Below are 19,308 nucleotides of genomic sequence, written 5' to 3'. Positions count from 1 at the left end.
GATAATGTCTAAACCACTTTCGTTTTCTGCCTTTGTGATGAATACGGCCTCTCATATTATTCACGGCTTATGGCGGGATAAGGAAGGTCATCAATTAAACTTTAATGATGTAGAACTATGGGTTTCACTAGCTCAAAAGCTAGAAGCCGGTGGATTTGATGCCATCTTTTTTGCAGATGTTGTTGGATTATATGGGAATCACCGAGGAGGGTGGGAATACCATGCAAGCAACGGTTTGCAAATTCCAAGCAACGATCCAATGGTTCTTTTATCTGCTTTGGCTGTGAATACGAAAAAGATTGGCCTAGCTTTCACTGCAGCACCGCTTCAAGAGCCTCCATTTAACTTTGCGAGGCGTGTTTCTACCCTTGATCATATTTCAAAAGGAAGAATTGCGTGGAATATCGTCACAAGTTCGCTTGAAAACGCCTTTCGAAATTTTGGATATGATGGATTGGTTTCACACGATGACCGCTATCAATGGGCCGATGAATATGTAGATGTTCTGTATAAGCTATGGGAAGGGTCCTGGGAGGAAGATGCCCTCTTACAAGATAGAGAAAGTGGCATTCATGCTGATCCACAGAAAATTCATAAAATTAATCATGTTAGCGAACGTTATAAAGTAGAAGGTCCACATCTTGTTTCACCATCGCCACAGCGCACGCCCGTTCTTTTTCAAGCGGGATCTTCAGCAGCGGGCCGAAATTTTGCAGCTCGTCATGCAGAAGCTGTTTTCATCGTCTCACCTGATCCTGACAATGCGCGCAAGCTAATTGACCAGACACGAAGCCTTGCCGTTCGGTATGGTCGTGATCCTAATGATATTCGCTTCTATCAGGGCCTATCTTTTGTTATTGGAGAAACCGAAGAAGAAGCACAACAAAAAGAAATTGAATTAGAACAAAAGATAGACTTTGACATGATGATTGCTCATATGGCAGGCGGAATGGGCATTGATTTAGGAAACGTTAGTTTAGATACACCTCTTGAAAATGTGAAAACAGAAGGAGTTCAAAGTACATTTCAATGGCTCAAGCAAAGTACACAAGGGCGGACGCCTACTGTAAGAGACTTAGCCAAGTTACGGAGTCGAAATTCTCGCATCGTCGGAACTCCAGAAACGATTGCAAATCAGCTTGAGCTTTGGCAAGAAGCAGGAGTAGATGGAGTGAATGTTATCAATGCAACCATTCCAGGCTCATACGAGGAATTTATCAGTTCTGTGATGCCCGTTCTTCGTAAAAGAGGGCTAGCTCGTGAGCAACAAGTACAGCCTGAAACCTTACGCTCTAAGCTTTTTGGAAAAGACCGTCTGAGCAGGCGTCATCCTAGTGCAAAATATAGGGGAGCTTTTACACAGCCAAATGTTACACCGCAATGATAATCCTACTTGCGATAAGTTACTAGTAATTAGTATGAAAGCGATGAGAAAGATTCATAAAGTTAAAAAACAAAAGCGCCGTTTTTTAAAACAGCGCTTTTGTTTTTTTAGTAAAGGAATGCAATAAGGGAAGGCACAATTTGTTTTTTGTCTATGGAATAAAAAAGAATATATTGACAGAATTTTAAAAGGATAATATGATTTACCTTAATGAAATTGATTATCATTACCATTTGGTTATTGAAAGGGGAAACAAGCATGAAGAAACTACTTTTACCTATCATACTTATTATGATTCTTATAATAAGTGCTTGTGGCAATAAATTGGCGGAACAGGCGTCAGGGGAACAGGGTAAGGATGAAAAGGAAGAAACAATCACATATCAGTCAGAAAATGGGCCTATAAAAGTACCTGCACATCCTAAACGAGTTGTTGTGTTAGGGAGTTATGTAGGAGATTTACTTTCACTAGATGTCAATATAGTAGGGGTAGAGGAATGGGCGAAACAAAGTCCGCTATTCGAAAAAGAATTAAAAGATGTGCCTGTTGTATCTGATGAAGATATTGAGAAGATTATAGAGCTAGAGCCTGATCTAATTATAGGAGCAGATACAAATAAAAACTTAAACAAGTTTAAGAAAATTGCGCCAACGGTTACCTATACATATGGTAAAGTGGATTATCTAACTCAACATTTAGAAATTGGTAAGCTTGTAAACAAAGAAAAAGAAGCACAAAGCTGGATTGACGACTTTAAGGTACGTGCTAAAGCTACAGGAGAAGAGATTAAGAAAAAGCTTGGTGATGATGTTACGGTTACTGTATTAGAAAGCTACAATAAAGAAATCGGGATATTCGGGGATAACTGGGGAAGAGGAACAGAAGTCCTTTATCAAGCACTGAACTTAAAGATGCCGGATAAAGTGAAGGAAATGACAGAGAAACAAGGTTACTATATGCTTTCTACTGAACTTCTGCCTCAATATGTTGGAGACTATTTAGTCATTAGTAAATATAAAGATCAAGATAACTCTTATCAAGATACATCGCTTTATAAAGAAATTCCAGCTGTGAAAAATAATCACGTGTTTGAAGCTGATGCAAATGCGTTTATGTTTAATGATCCTATCACATTAGATTATCAACTGAACTTTTTTAAAGAACACTTTCTAAAATAAGAGAAAAAGCAGAGCGAGATACTATCATCTCGCTCTGCTTTTCTATCTTATTCTAGTGCTCTCGTACTCTAAAAACTAAGCAATGTCTTGCATGCTTTTTACTTTATTCGTCGTAAGCTTGTCCTTAATAAGAGGACTAATTACACCATCGACACCATATCTTCCTGCATTTGTAGCGGAAATTAAAATGAAGATTGATAAAAGAACAAGCTGCGGATTTGTGCTTGTAGCGCCGCTAAACATATAAGAGAAGTTCATTGCCATTCCAAAAAATACGGCTGTTTTTGTAAAGCAGCCAAGCAATAGACCCAATCCTACTAACAGTTCACCCCATGGAACGAGAACATTAAACATCTCGATGTTTGGAAGAGCAACGTGTTCGAGGAACGTTCCCCACCATGCTTGAACAGTCGCCTGTTCTCCAGTTGTTTTAGCTAATGCTCCTTGTAAAAATCCAGCTGTATCAAACTGTCCACCTGTAATTTTGCCGAGCCCAGCCATAAACCACGTGTATCCGATATACACACGCAGCAACCCTAAAAGAATAGCAACACTTTTATGCCGTCTTAAAAACTCAATAATCATGCGTTTCCTCCTAACCAAAAGTAAATGAATAAAAATATAATAGCATAATTGAGAATGATTTTCGTTTTCGTTAATGTAACAAATATGTAAATTTGGTAATGAATAATTCAATAACAGTACAAAAGCTGTCTTTCATATTTATTTATGGGAGTAAGAAATCCTATAAATAAATAAACATTGATAATATACATAAGGAATTGGGGTCGAAATACAGGTGTCATTATGCTCAAGATTTATGCTTTAAGGAAAAGAACGGCTGTATTTTTATCACAGTTCTTCTTTTCTTTTTTTATGAAAATGATCAGGGAGGTTAAATGAGTTTTATCGTGCAATAAAACCATTCGCATCTTATTAAAATGAATAAGTATTTGGTATAAAGAGGTTAACTATCAGTTGGCTCGTCTGCTATGTGAGAAAAAGTCTCTTTGTTGATTTAAGAACATTTGTTCGGTATAATTGGAACATAAGGAGTTGAAAGATTATGCTGCGATTATTACAACAAAGTTCAGAGTCGAAGAAACCGCTTGAAATTATTTATATGGCGGATAACGGCTCAATTACACAGCGCTCCATCATTGTATATGAGATAAATGAAACAAAAGTAAAAGCTTGGTGTTTGCTTCGCCATGAAAAGCGGACATTTAAAATAGATAATATTCTTTCCTGTGCGTTCAAGGAAAGAAAAAGATATGGATTAGCACGATAAGCCTCTAGTTTTACTGGAGGTCTTTTTTTAAGGGTTTCAAAAGTAATAATTTTCAATTTGTGTTAACGTATTGAAAAAGTGAGGTGCTTTATGATAATTGAATTTGAAACAATTACGCTCTTTCGTCCCCTTTTGATTTTCCTCCTCATTGCGCTAGTTGGAGTACTCTTTTTTCTTATTTTGATTAAGCGTTCTCCTCGTGTTAGCGGCTTTTTAGTTGTCGTTTTTTCCGTTCTCTCTATCACAATATCTGCTCTTCTTATGTATAGAATGGGAGTATTGGCTGATGAACTAAACAGGGCAGGAGATCCTTTCTCTTTTTTTCTTTTCTTAGTCATCTCTGTGCTAAGTATTGCTAATCTTGCTGTTTATTTTATGAAAAGGAGGAGTTTTGAATGATTAAAGGATTGTATGAAGCGCATTTACCTGTTTCAAATCTTGAAAAATCGATTGAATTTTATCAAAAGCTAGATTTAGAGATTGCCTTTCGCGAGGAGAAACTGGCCTTCTTTTGGATTAAAAAAGGAGAAAGCTGGCTTGGGCTTTGGGAAACAGAGCAAGTTCATATTCCGTATCATGCTTCCCTTCGCCATATTGCTCTTCACATTGATCAGAAAGATATGGATTCCGCTAAAGATTGGCTGAAAGAACGAGGAATTGAAGTAAGAACGGCGTTTGGATTTGGGTCAGACAGACAACCGCTCGTTTTACCGAATAGTCCGCAAGCACATGCTGCTCTTTACTTTAGTGATCCTGATGGAAATTCGATAGAACTTATTGCTCCGTTAAGTCACAATATGGAAGAGAACTTTAAAATGATGAGTTTAAAAGAATGGAGAGAAACCAAAAAGATGCCTTTTTAAGAGGCATCTTTTTTTATGAAAAAAGCATAGTTTTTTTAGTTTATAAAGTGAAAGATAAATTAAATTTATAGTTCATTTTATAGGTATTTTTAAGAGCAAAGATGAAAAGAAAATCCCCCTCTAGAGGGATTTTAAATGGGGGTTAAACCCAGAGTTGTTACTGATTTATGAATGAAGTTTGTCGAATTATTGAAAAGTGAAAAAAGACCTTTTAATCGCTATCACTTACTTTTCTTTTTTTATACAATTTGATGGAATCCGAGCTTGTTTCATTCGAGACATTAGAAAGGAAGGTGAAATTCCATGTTCAAAAATCGTAAAGCATGGTTGATCGTAATAAGTAGTTTAATCTCACTCGTTATTATTACTGTACTTGGAGTTCGCAGTGATCTTATCGTGTTAGATCCTAAGGGACCGGTTGGGGAAATTCAAAAAGATCTTATTATCTTTTCCCTTTATTTTATGCTTGCTATTGTTGTCATCATTTTTGCTGTATTTACTTTTGTAATTATAAAGTATCGTAATCGAAAAAACTTCAATGACCGCGATTATGATCCAAATTTGCACGGCAGCACGAAGCTTGAAATCATTTGGACCCTTATTCCTCTTTTAATTGTTATTGCTCTTTCGATTCCAAATGCGAAAGCTCTTTATGATTTAAAAGAAGCACCGAAATCTACAGCGCATAAAGAGCCGATTGTTATCCATGCAACGGCCGTTGACTGGAAGTGGATTTTTAGCTATCCAGAAGAAGAAATTGAAACAATCAATTACGTGAACGTACCTGAAAATCATCCGGTTTTATTCAAAATAACGGCAGCTGATTCAATGGCTTCTTTCTGGGTGCCGCAAATTGGTGGGCAAGTGTACGGAATGCCTGGCATGGTCAATGAACTTTATCTACAAGCTGACGAAGTTGGTACATATGAAGGCCGAAACTCGAACTTTACGGGAGAGGGTATGGCTCATCAGCAGTTCGACTTTGTGGCGCTGAATGAAGAAGAGTATAGCAGTTGGGTGGAGGAAACAAAAGAAACGGCTCCAAAGCTGACTGAGGAAACATATCAAAAGCTCATGCTTCCAGATACAGCAGAGCAAACAACTTTTTCATCAACGCACTTAGAGTTTGTTGATCATGGTCTTAACTCAACATATGCGTTGAAAGTAAGAGCGGATCACGGACTTATTGAAGAACCGATTGAAGACAGGGAAGAAGGTTCACACGAAAATGAGCATTCGAATCATGGATCGCACGCTCACCACTAGGAAAGGAGGAACATATGATGTTTGATTTTATTAAAGAGCACTTAATTCTTGATGATCCGCTCATTCTTGGAGCGAACATTTCGATTGCGCTTACCACAATTGGGATTTTGTTTGTCCTTACATACTTTAAAAAATGGAAGTGGCTTTGGACAGAATGGATTACAACCGTTGATCATAAACGAATCGGAATTATGTACATTTTAGCCGCTTTACTTATGTTTTTCCGCGGCGGAGTTGACGCTTTATTAATGAGAGCGCAGCTTACAGTTCCAAACAATGATTTTTTATCATCTCACCACTACAATGAGATTTTTACAACTCATGGAACTATTATGATTTTATTTATGGCAATGCCTTTTTTACTTGGGTTAATGAACTTTGCTGTTCCGCTACAAATCGGGGCAAGAGACGTTGCCTTTCCGTTTTTGAATAACTTAAGCTTCTGGTCTTTCTTTAGCGGAGCGATTTTGTTTAACATTTCCTTTGTTTTTGGAGGTTCTCCTGATGCTGGATGGACAAACTATGCGCCACTAGCAATTGAAGGAAGTCCAGGACCTGGTATTAACTATTACTTACTCGGTCTGCAAGTTTCAGGAATTGGTACGCTTTTAACGGGAATTAACTTTGTCGTAACGATCATTAAAATGCGTGCTCCTGGCATGACGCTGCTTCGCATGCCGATGTTTACATGGACAACGTTAATTACGTCATTTATTATCGTGTTTGCATTCCCGATTCTAACGGTTACGCTTGCATTGATGACGTTTGACCGCCTGTTTGGTACGCACTTTTTCACCTTAACAGACGGCGGAAATCCGATGCTTTGGTCAAACATGTTCTGGATGTGGGGACATCCTGAAGTATACATTGTTGTGTTGCCTGCATTCGGGATTTTCTCAGAGATTATTGCGACGTTCGCGCGTAAAACGCTCTTTGGATATAAAACGATGATTGTCTCGCTTGTAGTCATCTCGTTTTTAAGCTTTATTGTATGGGTGCATCACTTCTTCACAATGGGAGGAAGCGCAGCTGTTAACAATATTTTCTCTATTACAACGATGGCCATTGCGATTCCAACCGGAATTAAGCTGTTTAACTGGCTTGGAACGCTTTATAAAAGTAAGATCGAGTTTACAACACCAATGCTTTGGTCACTTGCGTTTATTCCAACGTTTGTAATCGGAGGGGTAACAGGCGTTATGCTTGGCATGGCAGCAGCGGATTTTCAGTATCATAACTCATACTTCCTTGTTGCACATTTCCACTACACGCTAATTGCGGGTGTTGCCTTTGCTTGTTTTGCTGGTCTAATTTACTGGTATCCAAAAATGGTTGGCTACAAAATGAACGAAAGAATTGGAAAATGGGCGTTTTGGTTGTTTACAATCGGCTTTAACGTATGTTTCCTTCCGCAGTTTATTTTAGGGTTTGATGGCATGCCGCGCCGTGTGTATACGTACGCTCCTGAAGATGGTTGGACAGGCCTAAACGTTGCATCAAGCGTTGGGGCCGCTGCGATGGGACTTGGATTCGTTGTGTTTGTATACAACATTTATTACAGCCACCGCTATGCGATTAGAGAAACAGAAGGAGACGTATGGGATGGAAGAACGCTTGAATGGGCAACAACAACGTCTATTCCGCCTCACTACAACTTTGCGAAGATCCCTCACGTTCAAAATATTGATACGTTCTGGGATATGAAGCAAAGAGCGAAAAAGCAAACAAAGAAAGGGCAAAAAGAAGAAGGAAACTATGAACCTATTCATATGCCAAGCAATACAGGAACAGCTCCTGTTATGTGTGCATTCTTCTTTGTCGCTGGTTTTGCCCTTGTTTTTGAACTATGGTGGATGGCGATATTAGGCGCAGTGGGGATACTATGTTGTATGCTCGTTCGCTCGGTTCGTTCCTTTGAAGAAGATAAAGGCTACTATGTAAGTGTTGAAGAAATTACGGAAGCGGAACAGCCGTTCCATAAGGAAGGGTGAGAAAATGGCACAGGTTAGTAACGCTGGGGAAGAAAACGTTCCTTTAGAATATAAATCGGGGATTGGGAGATTAAATATATTTGGATTTTGGATCTTTTTAGGAGCAGAAGTTGCGCTTTTTGCTACAATTTTTTCCGCCTATTTTGTGTTAGAAGGTGGAACAGCAGGCGGACCTCTGCCTAGCGACCTTTTTGATCTTAATAATACAATCGCTATGACTCTTATTCTATTAACGAGCAGTTTCACATGTGGATTAGCGATTCATGAGATGCGTAAAGGGAATAGGAAGGGAATGCTCATTTGGCTCCTTGTGACGCTTCTGTTTGGTGGAGGATTTTTATACATGGAAGTGATGGAGTTTATCCATCTTGTTCATGAAGGCGCGACAATTGGGACAAATGCCTACTGGTCTTCCTTTTATGTTTTAACAGGAACGCACGGGCTTCACGTAACGCTTGGAATTGGGTGGATGATCCTGATCATCGCTGAAGTGATGAAGCGAGGGCTAACACCGCATACAGCGAAAAAAGTATTTGTTTCAAGCTTGTACTGGCATTTCTTAGACTTTGTATGGATTTTCGTTTTCACAAGCGTTTATCTATTAGGGATGGTGAAATAATGGAACAAAAAACAGAAAAACATAGTCACTTTCCGTGGTCACATGTATTAGGTTTTCTATTATCGATTGCACTAACGTTTCTAGCAGTTTGGGTTGGGTTGTACACCAATTTATCAATCCAGACCATTGTTGCACTCGTGTTCCTGCTTGCTTTTATTCAAGCAGCCATTCAATTGTTTATGTTTATGCATATTTCAGAAGGAGAGCACAAGCTTTGGCAAATTGGGAAAATGATTGCATCAGGTCTCATTGCCATTATTATTGTAGTTGGAAGTGTGTGGGTCTTAACGTCTATGCACTAAAAATAGAAAGGGAGGCAAGTAGGGGGATCTCCTTACTTGCCTCTCTAAAAAAAGGAGATGATGAAGAAAATGAACGGAGAACTGGATTTCTACAAAAACAAGCTAAAGGAAAAAGGAATCAAACTAACACCTCAGCGAGCAGCCATCATCAGGCATTTGTTACAGACAAAACTGCCGATAACAGCAGAGCGCCTTTTTCAAAATATGGCCGTAAAGTTTCCGAATGTGACGAAAAAAACGATTAATACTAATTTAGCTCTGTTAAAGGACGTTAGCGTTGTAAGGGAAATCACAGAAGATGCTTATCAGTCCCGCTATGAGATTGTAACGAGGAAATTGTATCGCTATGGAATATCTTGTATAAGGTGCGGCATTACCCTTGATTTTAGCAGCAAAGAAGAAGAAATGTTTGCGAAATGTGCTGACATGTTTGCCGGTTTTACACCATTAAACCTTAGTCTTACAATTGAAGGGATTTGCGCTGACTGTGAACAACATAAAGTAATCTAGTATGTTTCCTATCTATTTCCCATCAGAAGGAGGAGAGAAGCTTTCGTTAAGCTGAATGAAAATACAATAGTTACGGTATGTAAAAGGAGTAAGAGACAAACAAGAAACAAAAATCCATTGATTAACGCCTCTTTTATAAAAAACAATCCACACGTTATCCTCTCTCATATTTTCCATAGAACAAACACTGTTATATACTTTATCCCGACAGTTGGAAGGTATAGGCTAAAGAACTAGATGACTTATAACAAATAGGTCTATATGTTCTAAATTGAAACTTAAATATTCATTTTGGAATATTTAAGCTATAATACATATATTAGGTTTTTTTTCAGCTATTGGCTGTTGAGGCATATGTTCTCAGCAGTTTTTTGCGTTGAGCATTGTAAAAGTAATCTACATCTAAAGGGGAATTAAGGGGAGAAATTCGAATATATTATAAAAAATCGAAAGAGGTAGAAGTATGCTACAAGAAGAAAAAAAGCGAAGTGAAATGATGCCAAAAAGCAACTTCAAGCTTTTTATGATGCTGCCGATTCTCTCATGGGCGCTTTACGATTTTGCAAACACGATCTTCTCTTCCAATATTACAACCATTTTCTTTCCATTTTATCTTCAGGAAGTTGTCGGAGACAGTGAACGAATGAACCAGATTGCAAGCACGTTCATTTCTTATGCAAATGCAGTGTCTAGTTTTTTTCTTGTTATTTTCGCTCCGCTTTTCGGAGTGCTTATTGACAGAACCGGCAAAAAGAAAAAGTATGTGACGGCATTTACGCTTATTTCCGTCTTTTTTACGATGATGATGGGGTTTTTAGCTATGGAAGATGGAGGAGGAACAGTTGGGGGACTGCCGCTTTCATTAATCCTTGTGATCATTTGTTTTGTGATTGCCAAATTCTTTTATAACTCAAGCCTTGTGTTTTACGACCCGATTTTAGCCGATATTAGTACAAAAGAAAACATGGCGGTTGTTTCCGGATTTGGAACCGCTGTTGGCTATATTGGTACACTCGTTGGCTTATCCATTTATCCATTTGTGAGCAGCGGGAATTATCATGAAGCGTTCATTCCGACAGCGCTCTTATTTTTACTGTTTTCTCTTCCCTTTATCTTTTTTACAAAAGAAAAAGAAGTGGAGAAAAAGGTAGAAAAGGCTTCATTTTGGAGCGGATACCGTGATATCATCGCAACATTTAAAGAAATGAAAAGTTATAAAGCGATCTTTTATTTTATGATTGCGTACTTCTTTTTAAATGATGCCATTGCGACTGCTGTTGCAATGATGTCCGTCTACTCAACAGCAATTGTTGGTTTTGGAGCAGGGGAATTTATTTTGCTTTATCTTGTTTCAACAGTTGCTAGTATTATCGGCTCGTTTATCTTCGGATTTATTTGCAAAAAGTGGGGAGCATGGAAGTCAATTGTAGCGGTTGGCATCATTTTAATAGTGGCTCTTTCCTTTGCGGTTGTTGCAACAAATTCTGCGCTATTTTGGGTGGCAGGAAGTCTTTTTGGGGTGTCACTTGGTTCACTATGGGTAACAACGCGCACGTTTATTATTGAACTCACGCCTCAAGAGAAACGCGGTCAGTTTTTTGGTCTTTTCGCTTTTTCAGGAAAAGTATCGTCTGTTGTTGGTCCATTTTTATATGGAACAATTACGCTTCTGTTAGCGGATTACGGAAATCTAGCAAGCCGAGTTGCGCTTGGTTCTCTTATTATTCTTGTGTTCTTTGGCTTATTTTTTCACCAATTTGTTCGTAAGTATCAAGCTTAAAAAGCTAAAGTTTTTTGTTTATAAGAAAATTGAAATAATCTTTACAAAAATTTAACGTGTAAACCCCTTGTTCATTTAGAGAATTTCGCATATGATGGTATACAATCTCATACAAATGGGGGCTAAAGCATGTTTAAAAAGTTTTTGAAAAATATAATGGGAAGCGACCGCCGCTATTCAAGCAGCGATCGTCGTCACCGTAGACCAAGTCGACGTTATTCAAGCAGTGATCGCTACAGAGGACGTTCGTACTCAAGCAGTGATTATAAAAGAGGACATTCAAAATATGGCCATCGCTATTATAAAGGTCGCTACCGTAGCGGAAGCTATAGCAGCTAAAAAATCCCCGTCGCTTTTAAGAGCAACGGGGATTTTTTTTAGCTTGCTGGCTTAATTTTATTACCGATTTCTTTAATAGCTTCAACATTTTTCTCACGATCAAACTCATTCTCGCTTTTCGCTACTACAATTGTTGCAATTCCGTTTCCGATTAAGTTTACAATTGCGCGTCCTTCACTCATAAAGCGGTCAACGCCTAAAAGAAGAGCAAGACCCTCAAGTGGGATAACTTGCAGTGCTGCAAGCGTTGAGGCCAACACGATAAATCCGCTTCCTGTTACTCCTGCAGCGCCTTTTGACGTTAGCATCAGAACAAGGATAATCATAACCTGTTGACCAAGTGTTAAGTCAACACCAAACACTTGAGCTAAAAAGACAACGGCCATTGAAAGATAAATCGATGTTCCGTCAAGGTTAAAAGAATACCCTGTTGGAATAACAAGCCCAACGACAGACTTTGAACAGCCATAGCGCTCCATTTTGTTCATCATACGAGGAAGAACCGATTCAGAAGAGCTTGTGCCAAGTACGATTAAAATTTCGTCTTTAATGAAGCGTAAGTAGTTCCATAAGCTAAAGCCGTACATTTTACAAATGATATTAAGAACAACGAAGATGAATATGAACATTGTAATGTAAACAGAGAGCATAAGCTTTGCAAGTGGCAGAAGGGACGTTAATCCGAAATGCCCGATCGTATAACCAATAGCTCCAAACGCTCCAATTGGGGCAGCGCGCATAACATAACCAATAATTTTGAAGAATACGAGTGAAAGTTTATCTAATGAGTCAATAATGCCTTTTCCTTTATCTCCAAGTGATGCTAAGCCTACGCCAAATAGAATAGAGAAGAAAAGAACTTGTAAAATGTCACCTTTTGCAAATGCATCAACCATATTAGAAGGAACAATATGAGTCACAAATTCAATCCAGTCGATGCCTTTTGCTTCTCCACTTTCTGTTGTGTAGGCTGAAACGTCTCCTTTATCAAGTGAATCATAATCAAGACCTGCTCCAGGCTTTACAAGGTTTACCACAAGAAGTCCAATTACAAGTGCGAGCGTTGTGACAACTTCAAAATAAATGAATGCTTTTCCGCCCACTTTTCCAACTTTCTTCATATCGCCCATTTTCGCGATACCAAGCACAATCGTTAAAAAGATAATGGGAGCAATAACCATTTTAACAGCATTAATGAACGTGTCGCCAAGCGGCTTTAGTTCTTTTCCGATGTTTGGCCAAATAAGCCCAACAAGCACCCCCAGCGCGATGGCTGTTAGCACTTGAAACGTTAAATTTTTAAAAAGTTTCTTCATCGTAGTTCATCCCCTTTGTCCCCTTAATCAACAACTCTATAAATAAATGATATCGCTTTCAAAGAATTTTGAACATTTTATGAACTTATCGGACATTTTGGTCTTTTTGGTCTCAACTTTCTCTTTTAAAACTTAAAAAAGCAAAAAGAGAAAAAAAGCCCTTTGTTTCGAATGGTCGAAGAATGGATAACAGAAGGAACTATCCCCAAAAAATGTTGAGAGATAAGCTAACAGATATGATGTTGAGGTGAACAAAAAGAGCCTCAGCATCTGAGGCTCTTTTCCCTACCCTAGTAATGATTTTCATCATAAAGGTAGCGGTTAATAGGGCGACCAACGCCTCCGTACTGAATATCAATTTTAACAGCTTTTGTTTTCTCTAAATAATCTAAGTAGCGGCGGGCTGTTACCCGGGCAATACCGACGCTATTGGCAACTTCTTCAGCTGAGTGCGGCTCCTTTTGTTCTTTTAAATAATCGACAATAACAGTGAGCGTAAATTCATTAAGTCCTTTTGGCAAAAGGGAAGAAAAGTTTTCCGGTTTGGATGGTGAATATAAAATAGAGTCAAGCTGTTCTTGCGATAACGTGCTTTCTGTGTTTATTCGCTTTTGATAGTTTCGATATTTTTCAAGCGCTTGCTGAAGGCGTTCAAACGTGAATGGCTTCATAATATAATCAATGGCTCCGTTTTGGAGCACTTTTTTGATCGTTTCGCCATCTTTTGCAGCAGAAACCACGATAGTATCTGTTGTGAAATTTTCGTTCCGCAGTTTTTGTAGTGTTGCAACACCGTTTAGCTTGGGCATAAAAATATCAAGAAGGGCAAGCTCTGGATCCAGTTCCTTTAGCTTTTCTAGACCTTCCTCGCCATTGCTTGCCGTTCCAACGACTGTAAATCCTTGCACTTTATTAATAAATGTTTTATTGAGTTCTTGTACCATTGGATCATCTTCAATAATAAGAACTGAAACATCATTTTTAGTCATTACTGTTCCTCCATCCTAGAGTGGAAAGGTAATTAAAAAGGTTGTACCATAGCCAACATCTGACGTAACGGTAATCTCTCCGTCCCCTTTATCAACAACTTGTTTTACAAGATATAAGCCAATGCCTTGACCGCTTTCTTTTCCTTTTGTAAAATGTCGGTCAAAAAGAAGCGGCACATCATCATATTCAATGCCAATTCCATTATCCTCAACAAGAATCGCGCATACTCCTTCTGATTCATCAATGCTTACGTCAATTCGCTTCTCAGTGTGTGAGCTTTTTTCAAGGGCATCAAACGCGTTTTCAATTAAGTTGCCAAGCAGAATAACAAAATCGTGATAATCAAGGCCTGGCGGAAAATCTGTAAGCGATGAGTTTGGATCAATCACAACGTCAATATCAAGCTCTTTGCCGCGGCTTACTTTGCTTAAGAGCAGCCCTGACACAGCAGGATGGTGGATATGCTCATTAAGGAAGTTTGTGAGCTTTTCCTGCTCTTTTGAAATTTGAAAAACAAACTGAAGAGCTTCTGCTGTACGTCCAAGTTGAATAAGGCCTGCAATGCTATGAAGCTTATTCATATGCTCGTGATTTTGAACGCGCAAGGCATCGACGAAATTCTTTACACCTGTTAATTCTTCAGCAAGCGCGGCTACTTCTGTGCGGTCTTGAAAAATCGCCACAGCTCCAATGCGCTCATCTTTTACTTTAATCGGAAAGCGATTGCTAAAAATTCGCTTGCCACTCATTTGAATTTCCTGATTATGCACATGACGATTTGAATAAAGAATCTCAGGAAGGTGAGTGTCTTTTAATACCGAACGAATCGGCTTTCCGATTACCTCGTCTTGTACATTGAAAATGGAGCGCGCTTTCTCATTAAAAATCGTAATCTCTTCCTTATTATCAATCGCAATTACGCCTTCATTCAACGCATGAAATGTGGCTGTTCGCTCTTCAAGAATGCGGACAATTTCATGTGGCTCAAGCTTGAACATTTGATTTTTAATATGTCGTGCAAGCATAAAAGAACCAATGACGCCAAAGAGGAGCGTAATAAATAAAACAATGAAAATCTCTTTTTTTAAGTTCATTAAAATATCCCATGTGCTAGGGAGGGTTTTGCCAACAAGGACAACGCCAATTTGATTAAGCTCCTCGTCTTTAATAGGAACAAAAGCTCTCAAGGACGTTCCTAACTCTCCTCGTGCTTTTGATAGATAAATATGTTCAGCAAACGAAGCATCTTCATCTCGTCCCTTTGATACTTTTCCTAGCAACTCATTTGACGGATGAGAGTAGCGGGTATGATCCATATCCATCACAATGATATAGTCTGCTCCGTTAATGATTCTGAGCCGTTCAATAATTGGGTTCAGTTTCTTCCAGCCTTCTTTTTCCCGAAGCATTTCCTCGACCTCTGTGAGCTCTGCGACTGTTCTCGCTGTGTTCATTGAGCGCATCCCAATTTCCTGTTCTTTTGTTTGGCCAACAATCCCGACTAAAAAAATCCCGGCAATTAAAAGTGAAAAAAGAACAATTGCATATGATAGAGTTGTAATTTTCCAGCTTATTGATAGTTTTTTGAGCATGGCAGGATCCTCTCAAGTAGAAAATAAATATGTTTTGTAAGCAAACTTATCCTATAATAGTATGAAAAAGCTTTAAAAAGAAAGGTAGGGATGATGTGAAAAAAACAATTCTGCTTATCCTTTTTTTGTTTACTGGTATTGTAACCGCTATCGGGTTTGGATTCCATCATCTTTTTCCTTTTAAGGAACTTCCTTATGACGATGATCAGGAAGGATTAAAAGATCAAGTTTTAATTAAGTTCAGCCACGTTGTTGCCGAAAATACGCCAAAAGGGCTCGCAGTAGACAGGTTTGCTAGACTTGTAGAAGAAAAGTCAGACGGTAAAATTAAAGTGGCTGTTTTTCCAAATGGAAGTCTTTATTCAGATATTGAAGAAGTATCAGCATTAGAAGAAGGAAAAGTACAAATGATTGCACCGGCAACTTCAAAGCTCCAAATGCTGTCACCAAAATGGGGCGTGCTTGACTTGCCGTTCATTTTTCCGAATCAGGAAGCCGCCCGATATGGACTTGAAGGTCCAATTGGAAGAGAGTTGTTACAAACATTAGATGGAACAGATATTAAAGGGCTTGCTCTATGGTCTAACGGCTTTAAGCAGCTTACAACAAATGAGAAAGTCATTAAAAAACCTGAAGATGTGAGCGGACAAAAGTTTCGGATTATGCAAAGTCCTGTCTTAGATGCTCAGTTTACAATGCTTCGGGCGGACGGTATTCAGCACCAGTTCAATGATACCTATTCTTTACTTGATAGGAAGGAAATTGATGGGGAAGAAAATACGGTGTCTAACATTTATTCCAAAGGATTTTATAATGTTCAGCAAAACATGACAATCACGAATCACGGCTATCTTGCTTACGCAGTGATGATTAATCGTTCATTTTGGGATGAACAAGATGAGGAAACGAAGAACATTATTTTAGAAGCCATGAAAGAAGCGACAGAATGGAATGAAAAGCAGGCGCTTGAAAAAAACAAAGAGCAGCTTCAGTATATTCGCGAAAACTCGTCAATGAACATTCATACCTTAACGAAAAAAGAGCGCAAAGAGTGGCTTAAAGCGCTATCTCCTCTTTATAAGAAATATGAAGAAGAATTCGGTCCATCGCTTATGAAGGAAGCGATAAAGCTTAGAGACGGCAATTTTTAGCTCTTAGGACTAAACGGCTCTTGAATATAGGGGAGCGTTCCGCGTAGAATACAAAATGAGACAAAAAACGTGAATATACGTATAAATCTTGTCATATTGGATATAAGGGTTGAAGAACAGAAAAGTGGTGAGAGTTTGACAACGAAAGAAAAAGTGGTCGTAATTATCGGTCCAACGGCCGTTGGAAAAACCGAGCTAAGCATAAAGCTCGCAAAAAAGCTGAACGCTGAGATTATATCAGGAGACTCGATGCAAATTTACCGAGGAATGGATATTGGCACAGCGAAAATTACGGAAGCAGAGATGGATGGTGTTGTGCATCATCTTATTGACATTAAGGATCCGGACGAAAGTTTCTCTGTTGCCGAGTTCCAAAAGCTTGTGCGCGAAAAAATGTGCGATATTACAAGTAGAGGAAAGCTGCCGATGATTGTAGGCGGAACAGGGCTTTACATTCAAGCGGCACTTTACGACTACGAGTTTACAAAAGAAAAAGCAAATAGTACGGTTCGTACGCGTCTAGAGGAGCGCCTAGAACTTGATGGAGCAGAAGTGCTTCACAATGAGCTCCAAAAAGTGGATCCACTAAGTGCAGAGCGCATTCATATGAATAACACAAGACGGGTGATTCGCGCGCTTGAAGTATACGAAACAACAGGAACGCCGTTTAGTGAGCATGTTGACGAAGAAAAGCATGAGCTTCTTTATGATGCAGTCTTTATTGGACTTACGATGGAGAGAGAGAAGCTATATGCGAGAATCAACGAGCGCGTTGATAGGATGATGAGTAAGGGACTTTTAAAAGAGGTTTCAGATTTAATTGGAAGAGGAATTAATAAGGAGGCGCAGTCTGTTCAAGCAATCGGCTATAAAGAGCTGTACGATTTTGCGGAAGGGCGCACAAGCTTAGATGAAGCTGTTGAGCTCTTAAAGCGTAATTCAAGACGGTATGCGAAACGTCAGCTCACATGGTTCCGCAATCGCTTGCCTATTCAGTGGTTTGACATGACAGATGCTCGTCCTTCTGAAAAGTTTGCTGAAATTTTTGCTTATATAGAAGGAAAATAGGATATAATCGAGAAATAGTTAGCTTATAGAGATAAAGAGGAGGCAATATCATGAAACAGTCAATCAACATTCAAGATCAATTTTTGAATCAGCTTCGCAAAGACAACGTATTTGTAACAGTATTCCTACTAAACGGTTTTCAACTTCGCGGCCTTGTGAAAGGGTTCGATAATTTTACCGTTTTATTAGAAACGGAAGGCAAACAGCAGCTTATCTATAAGCATGCGATCTCGACGTTTGCGCCAAACAAACCTGTTTCAATGGAATTTGAATAAATACAAGGCGTTCATGCCTGTGTTTTACATAAAAGAGGCAACCTCACCCTGAGGTTGCCTCTTTTTCTATTTATGTGCGAGAGATTATTTTTTGTTTTGTTTGTTTGAGATACTCTTTTTCAAGTTCTTGAAGAGAAAACTCGTAAAGATGTTTTCCATACTTTTTATATAATCCAACGTTTAATAGTTTTGTAATCAGTTGATTTTTGCGGTCTTCTGCCGCTTTTTGTTTCACTTTATTCATATTTGACATTCCTTTCACACCTTGAAAGCATTTTCTCTAAAAAGGTTATTCCCACATTAACAAATTTCTAAACAACCTTAGATTTTTAACATGGATTTTTTTCTTTTAACATAAAGTGAAAGAAAGAGAGGTTTTTTGAAGATGTGAGAATCAGCACAAGAAGTAAAGAGGTGAACGTTCTTGGAGAGACCAGTTACGCTAAAAAATAACGGTCAAATTAACATCGTTTTAAATAATGAAACACAAAAAACACATGGAACTCAAACTTCCTCCTTTATCCCTGTTGTAAAGCAAGAGGTCAAACATGAAGCACTTCGCGATATTGAAAGAGAGATGGGAAAGCTTGTTGGTATGGACGAAATGAAGCGGATTGTGAAAGAAGTGTACGCATGGCTTTACGTTAGCAAAAGGCGCGAAGAAATCGGTTTGAAAGCTGAAAAACAGGCGCTTCATATGATGTTTAAAGGAAATCCAGGCACAGGGAAAACAACAGTTGCGAGACTTCTAGCCAAACTGTTTCTTGAAATGAAGGTGCTCTCAAAAGGGCATTTAATTGAAGCAGAGCGGGCAGATTTAGTTGGGGAATATATCGGACATACGGCGCAAAAGACGCGTGATCTCATAAAAAAAGCGATGGGCGGCATTTTATTTATTGATGAAGCTTATTCACTTGGCCGAGGCGGAGAGAAAGACTTTGGAAAAGAAGCGATCGACACGCTTGTAAAACATATGGAAGATAGGCACCAAGAGTTTGTGCTGATCTTAGCGGGATATTCCCGCGAGATGGATAACTTCTTAATGCTGAATCCAGGCTTAAAATCGAGATTTCCACTTGTGATTGATTTTAAAGATTATACAGTAAGTGAGCTTTTGCAAATTGCGGATAAAATGTTAAAAGAACGTCAATACGAGCTGACAAAAGAAGCGCTGTATAAACTTCGTCAGCATTTAAACGACATAACAGGACAGTCAAGCCTTCAAGCTTTCAGCAACGGACGCTATGTAAGGAACGTGATTGAGAAGTCAATCCGTTCACAAGCAATGCGGCTTCTCTCTGCAAACAAGTTCGATCGTGAAGAACTGATGACGTTAAAAAGCATTGATTTAATTTTAGCAGACGGAGAAAAGGTGTCGTTTTGAGACGACAC

At 38.8% G+C, this 19,308-nt stretch carries 21 protein-coding genes; 16 read left to right on the top strand and 5 right to left on the bottom strand.

Annotation, left to right across the window (positions count from 1 at the left end):
- Positions 1-4: 4 nt before the first annotated feature.
- A complete protein-coding gene (locus BM012_RS00305) occupies positions 5-1,384 on the top strand; it encodes an LLM class flavin-dependent oxidoreductase (RefSeq protein ID WP_061801637.1) in 1,380 nt (459 codons plus the stop codon).
- Between the two features lie 258 nt (positions 1,385-1,642).
- Positions 1,643-2,563 (top strand): iron-hydroxamate ABC transporter substrate-binding protein, encoded by a 921-nt coding sequence (locus BM012_RS00300; RefSeq protein ID WP_061801636.1) that lies wholly within the window; start codon positions 1,643-1,645, stop codon positions 2,561-2,563.
- Positions 2,564-2,638: 75 nt separating this feature from the next.
- Here BM012_RS00300 and BM012_RS00295 read toward each other — a convergent pair whose 3' ends face one another.
- Complete coding sequence (locus BM012_RS00295; RefSeq protein ID WP_061801635.1) at positions 2,639-3,148, bottom strand: DoxX family membrane protein; 510 nt, start codon at positions 3,146-3,148, stop codon at positions 2,639-2,641.
- A 481-nt stretch (positions 3,149-3,629) separates the two neighbouring features.
- Here BM012_RS00295 and BM012_RS00290 point away from each other — a divergent pair, with 481 nt between their 5' ends.
- The 10 genes from BM012_RS00290 to BM012_RS00245 all read left to right on the top strand — a co-directional run bounded on the left by BM012_RS00290 (position 3,630) and on the right by BM012_RS00245 (position 11,524).
- Positions 3,630-3,854, top strand: a complete 225-nt coding sequence (locus BM012_RS00290; RefSeq protein WP_061801634.1) for a hypothetical protein — start codon at positions 3,630-3,632, stop codon at positions 3,852-3,854.
- 90 nt (positions 3,855-3,944) lie between these two features.
- A complete protein-coding gene (locus BM012_RS00285; RefSeq protein WP_061801633.1) occupies positions 3,945-4,253 on the top strand; it encodes a hypothetical protein in 309 nt (102 codons plus the stop codon).
- A complete protein-coding gene (locus BM012_RS00280; protein ID WP_061801632.1) occupies positions 4,250-4,717 on the top strand; it encodes a VOC family protein in 468 nt (155 codons plus the stop codon). Before BM012_RS00285 ends, BM012_RS00280 begins: the two co-directional genes overlap by 4 nt.
- A 303-nt stretch (positions 4,718-5,020) precedes the next feature.
- Positions 5,021-5,983 carry a cytochrome aa3 quinol oxidase subunit II gene (gene qoxA / locus BM012_RS00275; RefSeq protein WP_061801631.1) on the top strand — a complete coding sequence of 321 codons (963 nt, stop codon included), beginning with the start codon at positions 5,021-5,023 and terminating at the stop codon, positions 5,981-5,983.
- 17 nt (positions 5,984-6,000) lie between these two features.
- Positions 6,001-7,974 carry a cytochrome aa3 quinol oxidase subunit I gene (gene qoxB, locus BM012_RS00270; protein ID WP_139210291.1) on the top strand — a complete coding sequence of 658 codons (1,974 nt, stop codon included), beginning with the start codon at positions 6,001-6,003 and terminating at the stop codon, positions 7,972-7,974.
- Between the two features lie 4 nt (positions 7,975-7,978).
- A complete protein-coding gene (qoxC, locus tag BM012_RS00265; RefSeq protein ID WP_061801629.1) occupies positions 7,979-8,593 on the top strand; it encodes a cytochrome aa3 quinol oxidase subunit III in 615 nt (204 codons plus the stop codon).
- Positions 8,593-8,895 carry a cytochrome aa3 quinol oxidase subunit IV gene (gene qoxD, locus BM012_RS00260; RefSeq protein WP_061801628.1) on the top strand — a complete coding sequence of 101 codons (303 nt, stop codon included), beginning with the start codon at positions 8,593-8,595 and terminating at the stop codon, positions 8,893-8,895. The genes qoxC and qoxD overlap by 1 nt, the downstream gene beginning before the upstream one ends.
- A 69-nt stretch (positions 8,896-8,964) precedes the next feature.
- Positions 8,965-9,405, top strand: coding sequence for a Fur family transcriptional regulator (locus tag BM012_RS00255; RefSeq protein ID WP_161939267.1), 441 nt, complete (start codon positions 8,965-8,967; stop codon positions 9,403-9,405).
- A 463-nt stretch (positions 9,406-9,868) separates the two neighbouring features.
- Positions 9,869-11,185 carry an MFS transporter gene (locus BM012_RS00250; RefSeq protein WP_061801626.1) on the top strand — a complete coding sequence of 439 codons (1,317 nt, stop codon included), beginning with the start codon at positions 9,869-9,871 and terminating at the stop codon, positions 11,183-11,185.
- A 129-nt stretch (positions 11,186-11,314) separates the two neighbouring features.
- Positions 11,315-11,524 (top strand): hypothetical protein, encoded by a 210-nt coding sequence (locus BM012_RS00245; RefSeq protein WP_074842748.1) that lies wholly within the window; start codon positions 11,315-11,317, stop codon positions 11,522-11,524.
- Positions 11,525-11,562: 38 nt separating this feature from the next.
- On the opposite strand, the gene dctP is transcribed toward BM012_RS00245, so the two are convergent.
- From dctP to BM012_RS00230, 3 genes are all read right to left on the bottom strand, one after another.
- A complete protein-coding gene (gene dctP / locus BM012_RS00240; protein ID WP_061801625.1) occupies positions 11,563-12,840 on the bottom strand; it encodes a C4-dicarboxylate transporter DctP in 1,278 nt (425 codons plus the stop codon).
- Positions 12,841-13,130: 290 nt separating this feature from the next.
- Positions 13,131-13,829, bottom strand: a complete 699-nt coding sequence (locus BM012_RS00235; protein WP_061801624.1) for a response regulator — start codon at positions 13,827-13,829, stop codon at positions 13,131-13,133.
- Between the two features lie 15 nt (positions 13,830-13,844).
- Positions 13,845-15,422, bottom strand: coding sequence for an ATP-binding protein (locus tag BM012_RS00230; RefSeq protein WP_061801623.1), 1,578 nt, complete (start codon positions 15,420-15,422; stop codon positions 13,845-13,847).
- 95 nt (positions 15,423-15,517) lie between these two features.
- Between BM012_RS00230 and BM012_RS00225 the strand changes: the two genes are divergently transcribed.
- From BM012_RS00225 to hfq, 3 genes are all read left to right on the top strand, one after another.
- On the top strand, positions 15,518-16,573 hold the full coding sequence (locus tag BM012_RS00225; RefSeq protein WP_061801622.1) for a DctP family TRAP transporter solute-binding subunit: 1,056 nt from the start codon (positions 15,518-15,520) through the stop codon (positions 16,571-16,573).
- A 135-nt stretch (positions 16,574-16,708) separates the two neighbouring features.
- Complete coding sequence (gene miaA / locus BM012_RS00220; protein ID WP_061801621.1) at positions 16,709-17,641, top strand: tRNA (adenosine(37)-N6)-dimethylallyltransferase MiaA; 933 nt, start codon at positions 16,709-16,711, stop codon at positions 17,639-17,641.
- 50 nt (positions 17,642-17,691) lie between these two features.
- Positions 17,692-17,916, top strand: a complete 225-nt coding sequence (gene hfq / locus BM012_RS00215) for an RNA chaperone Hfq (RefSeq protein WP_019391929.1) — start codon at positions 17,692-17,694, stop codon at positions 17,914-17,916.
- 70 nt (positions 17,917-17,986) lie between these two features.
- On the opposite strand, the gene BM012_RS00210 is transcribed toward hfq, so the two are convergent.
- Entirely contained in the window at positions 17,987-18,169 is a 183-nt protein-coding gene (locus BM012_RS00210) for a Fur-regulated basic protein FbpA (RefSeq protein WP_061801620.1), read from the bottom strand.
- 171 nt (positions 18,170-18,340) lie between these two features.
- Between BM012_RS00210 and spoVK the strand changes: the two genes are divergently transcribed.
- A complete protein-coding gene (gene spoVK, locus BM012_RS00205) occupies positions 18,341-19,300 on the top strand; it encodes a stage V sporulation protein K (RefSeq protein ID WP_061801619.1) in 960 nt (319 codons plus the stop codon).
- Positions 19,301-19,308 lie beyond the last annotated feature (8 nt).

The organism is Priestia endophytica DSM 13796, from assembly GCF_900115845.1.
GTDB classification, from domain to species: Bacteria; Bacillota; Bacilli; order Bacillales; family Bacillaceae_H; genus Bacillus_I; species Bacillus_I endophytica.
Note: the sequence above shows the minus strand (reverse complement) of the source record. Positions and strands in the feature narration are given on the sequence as shown.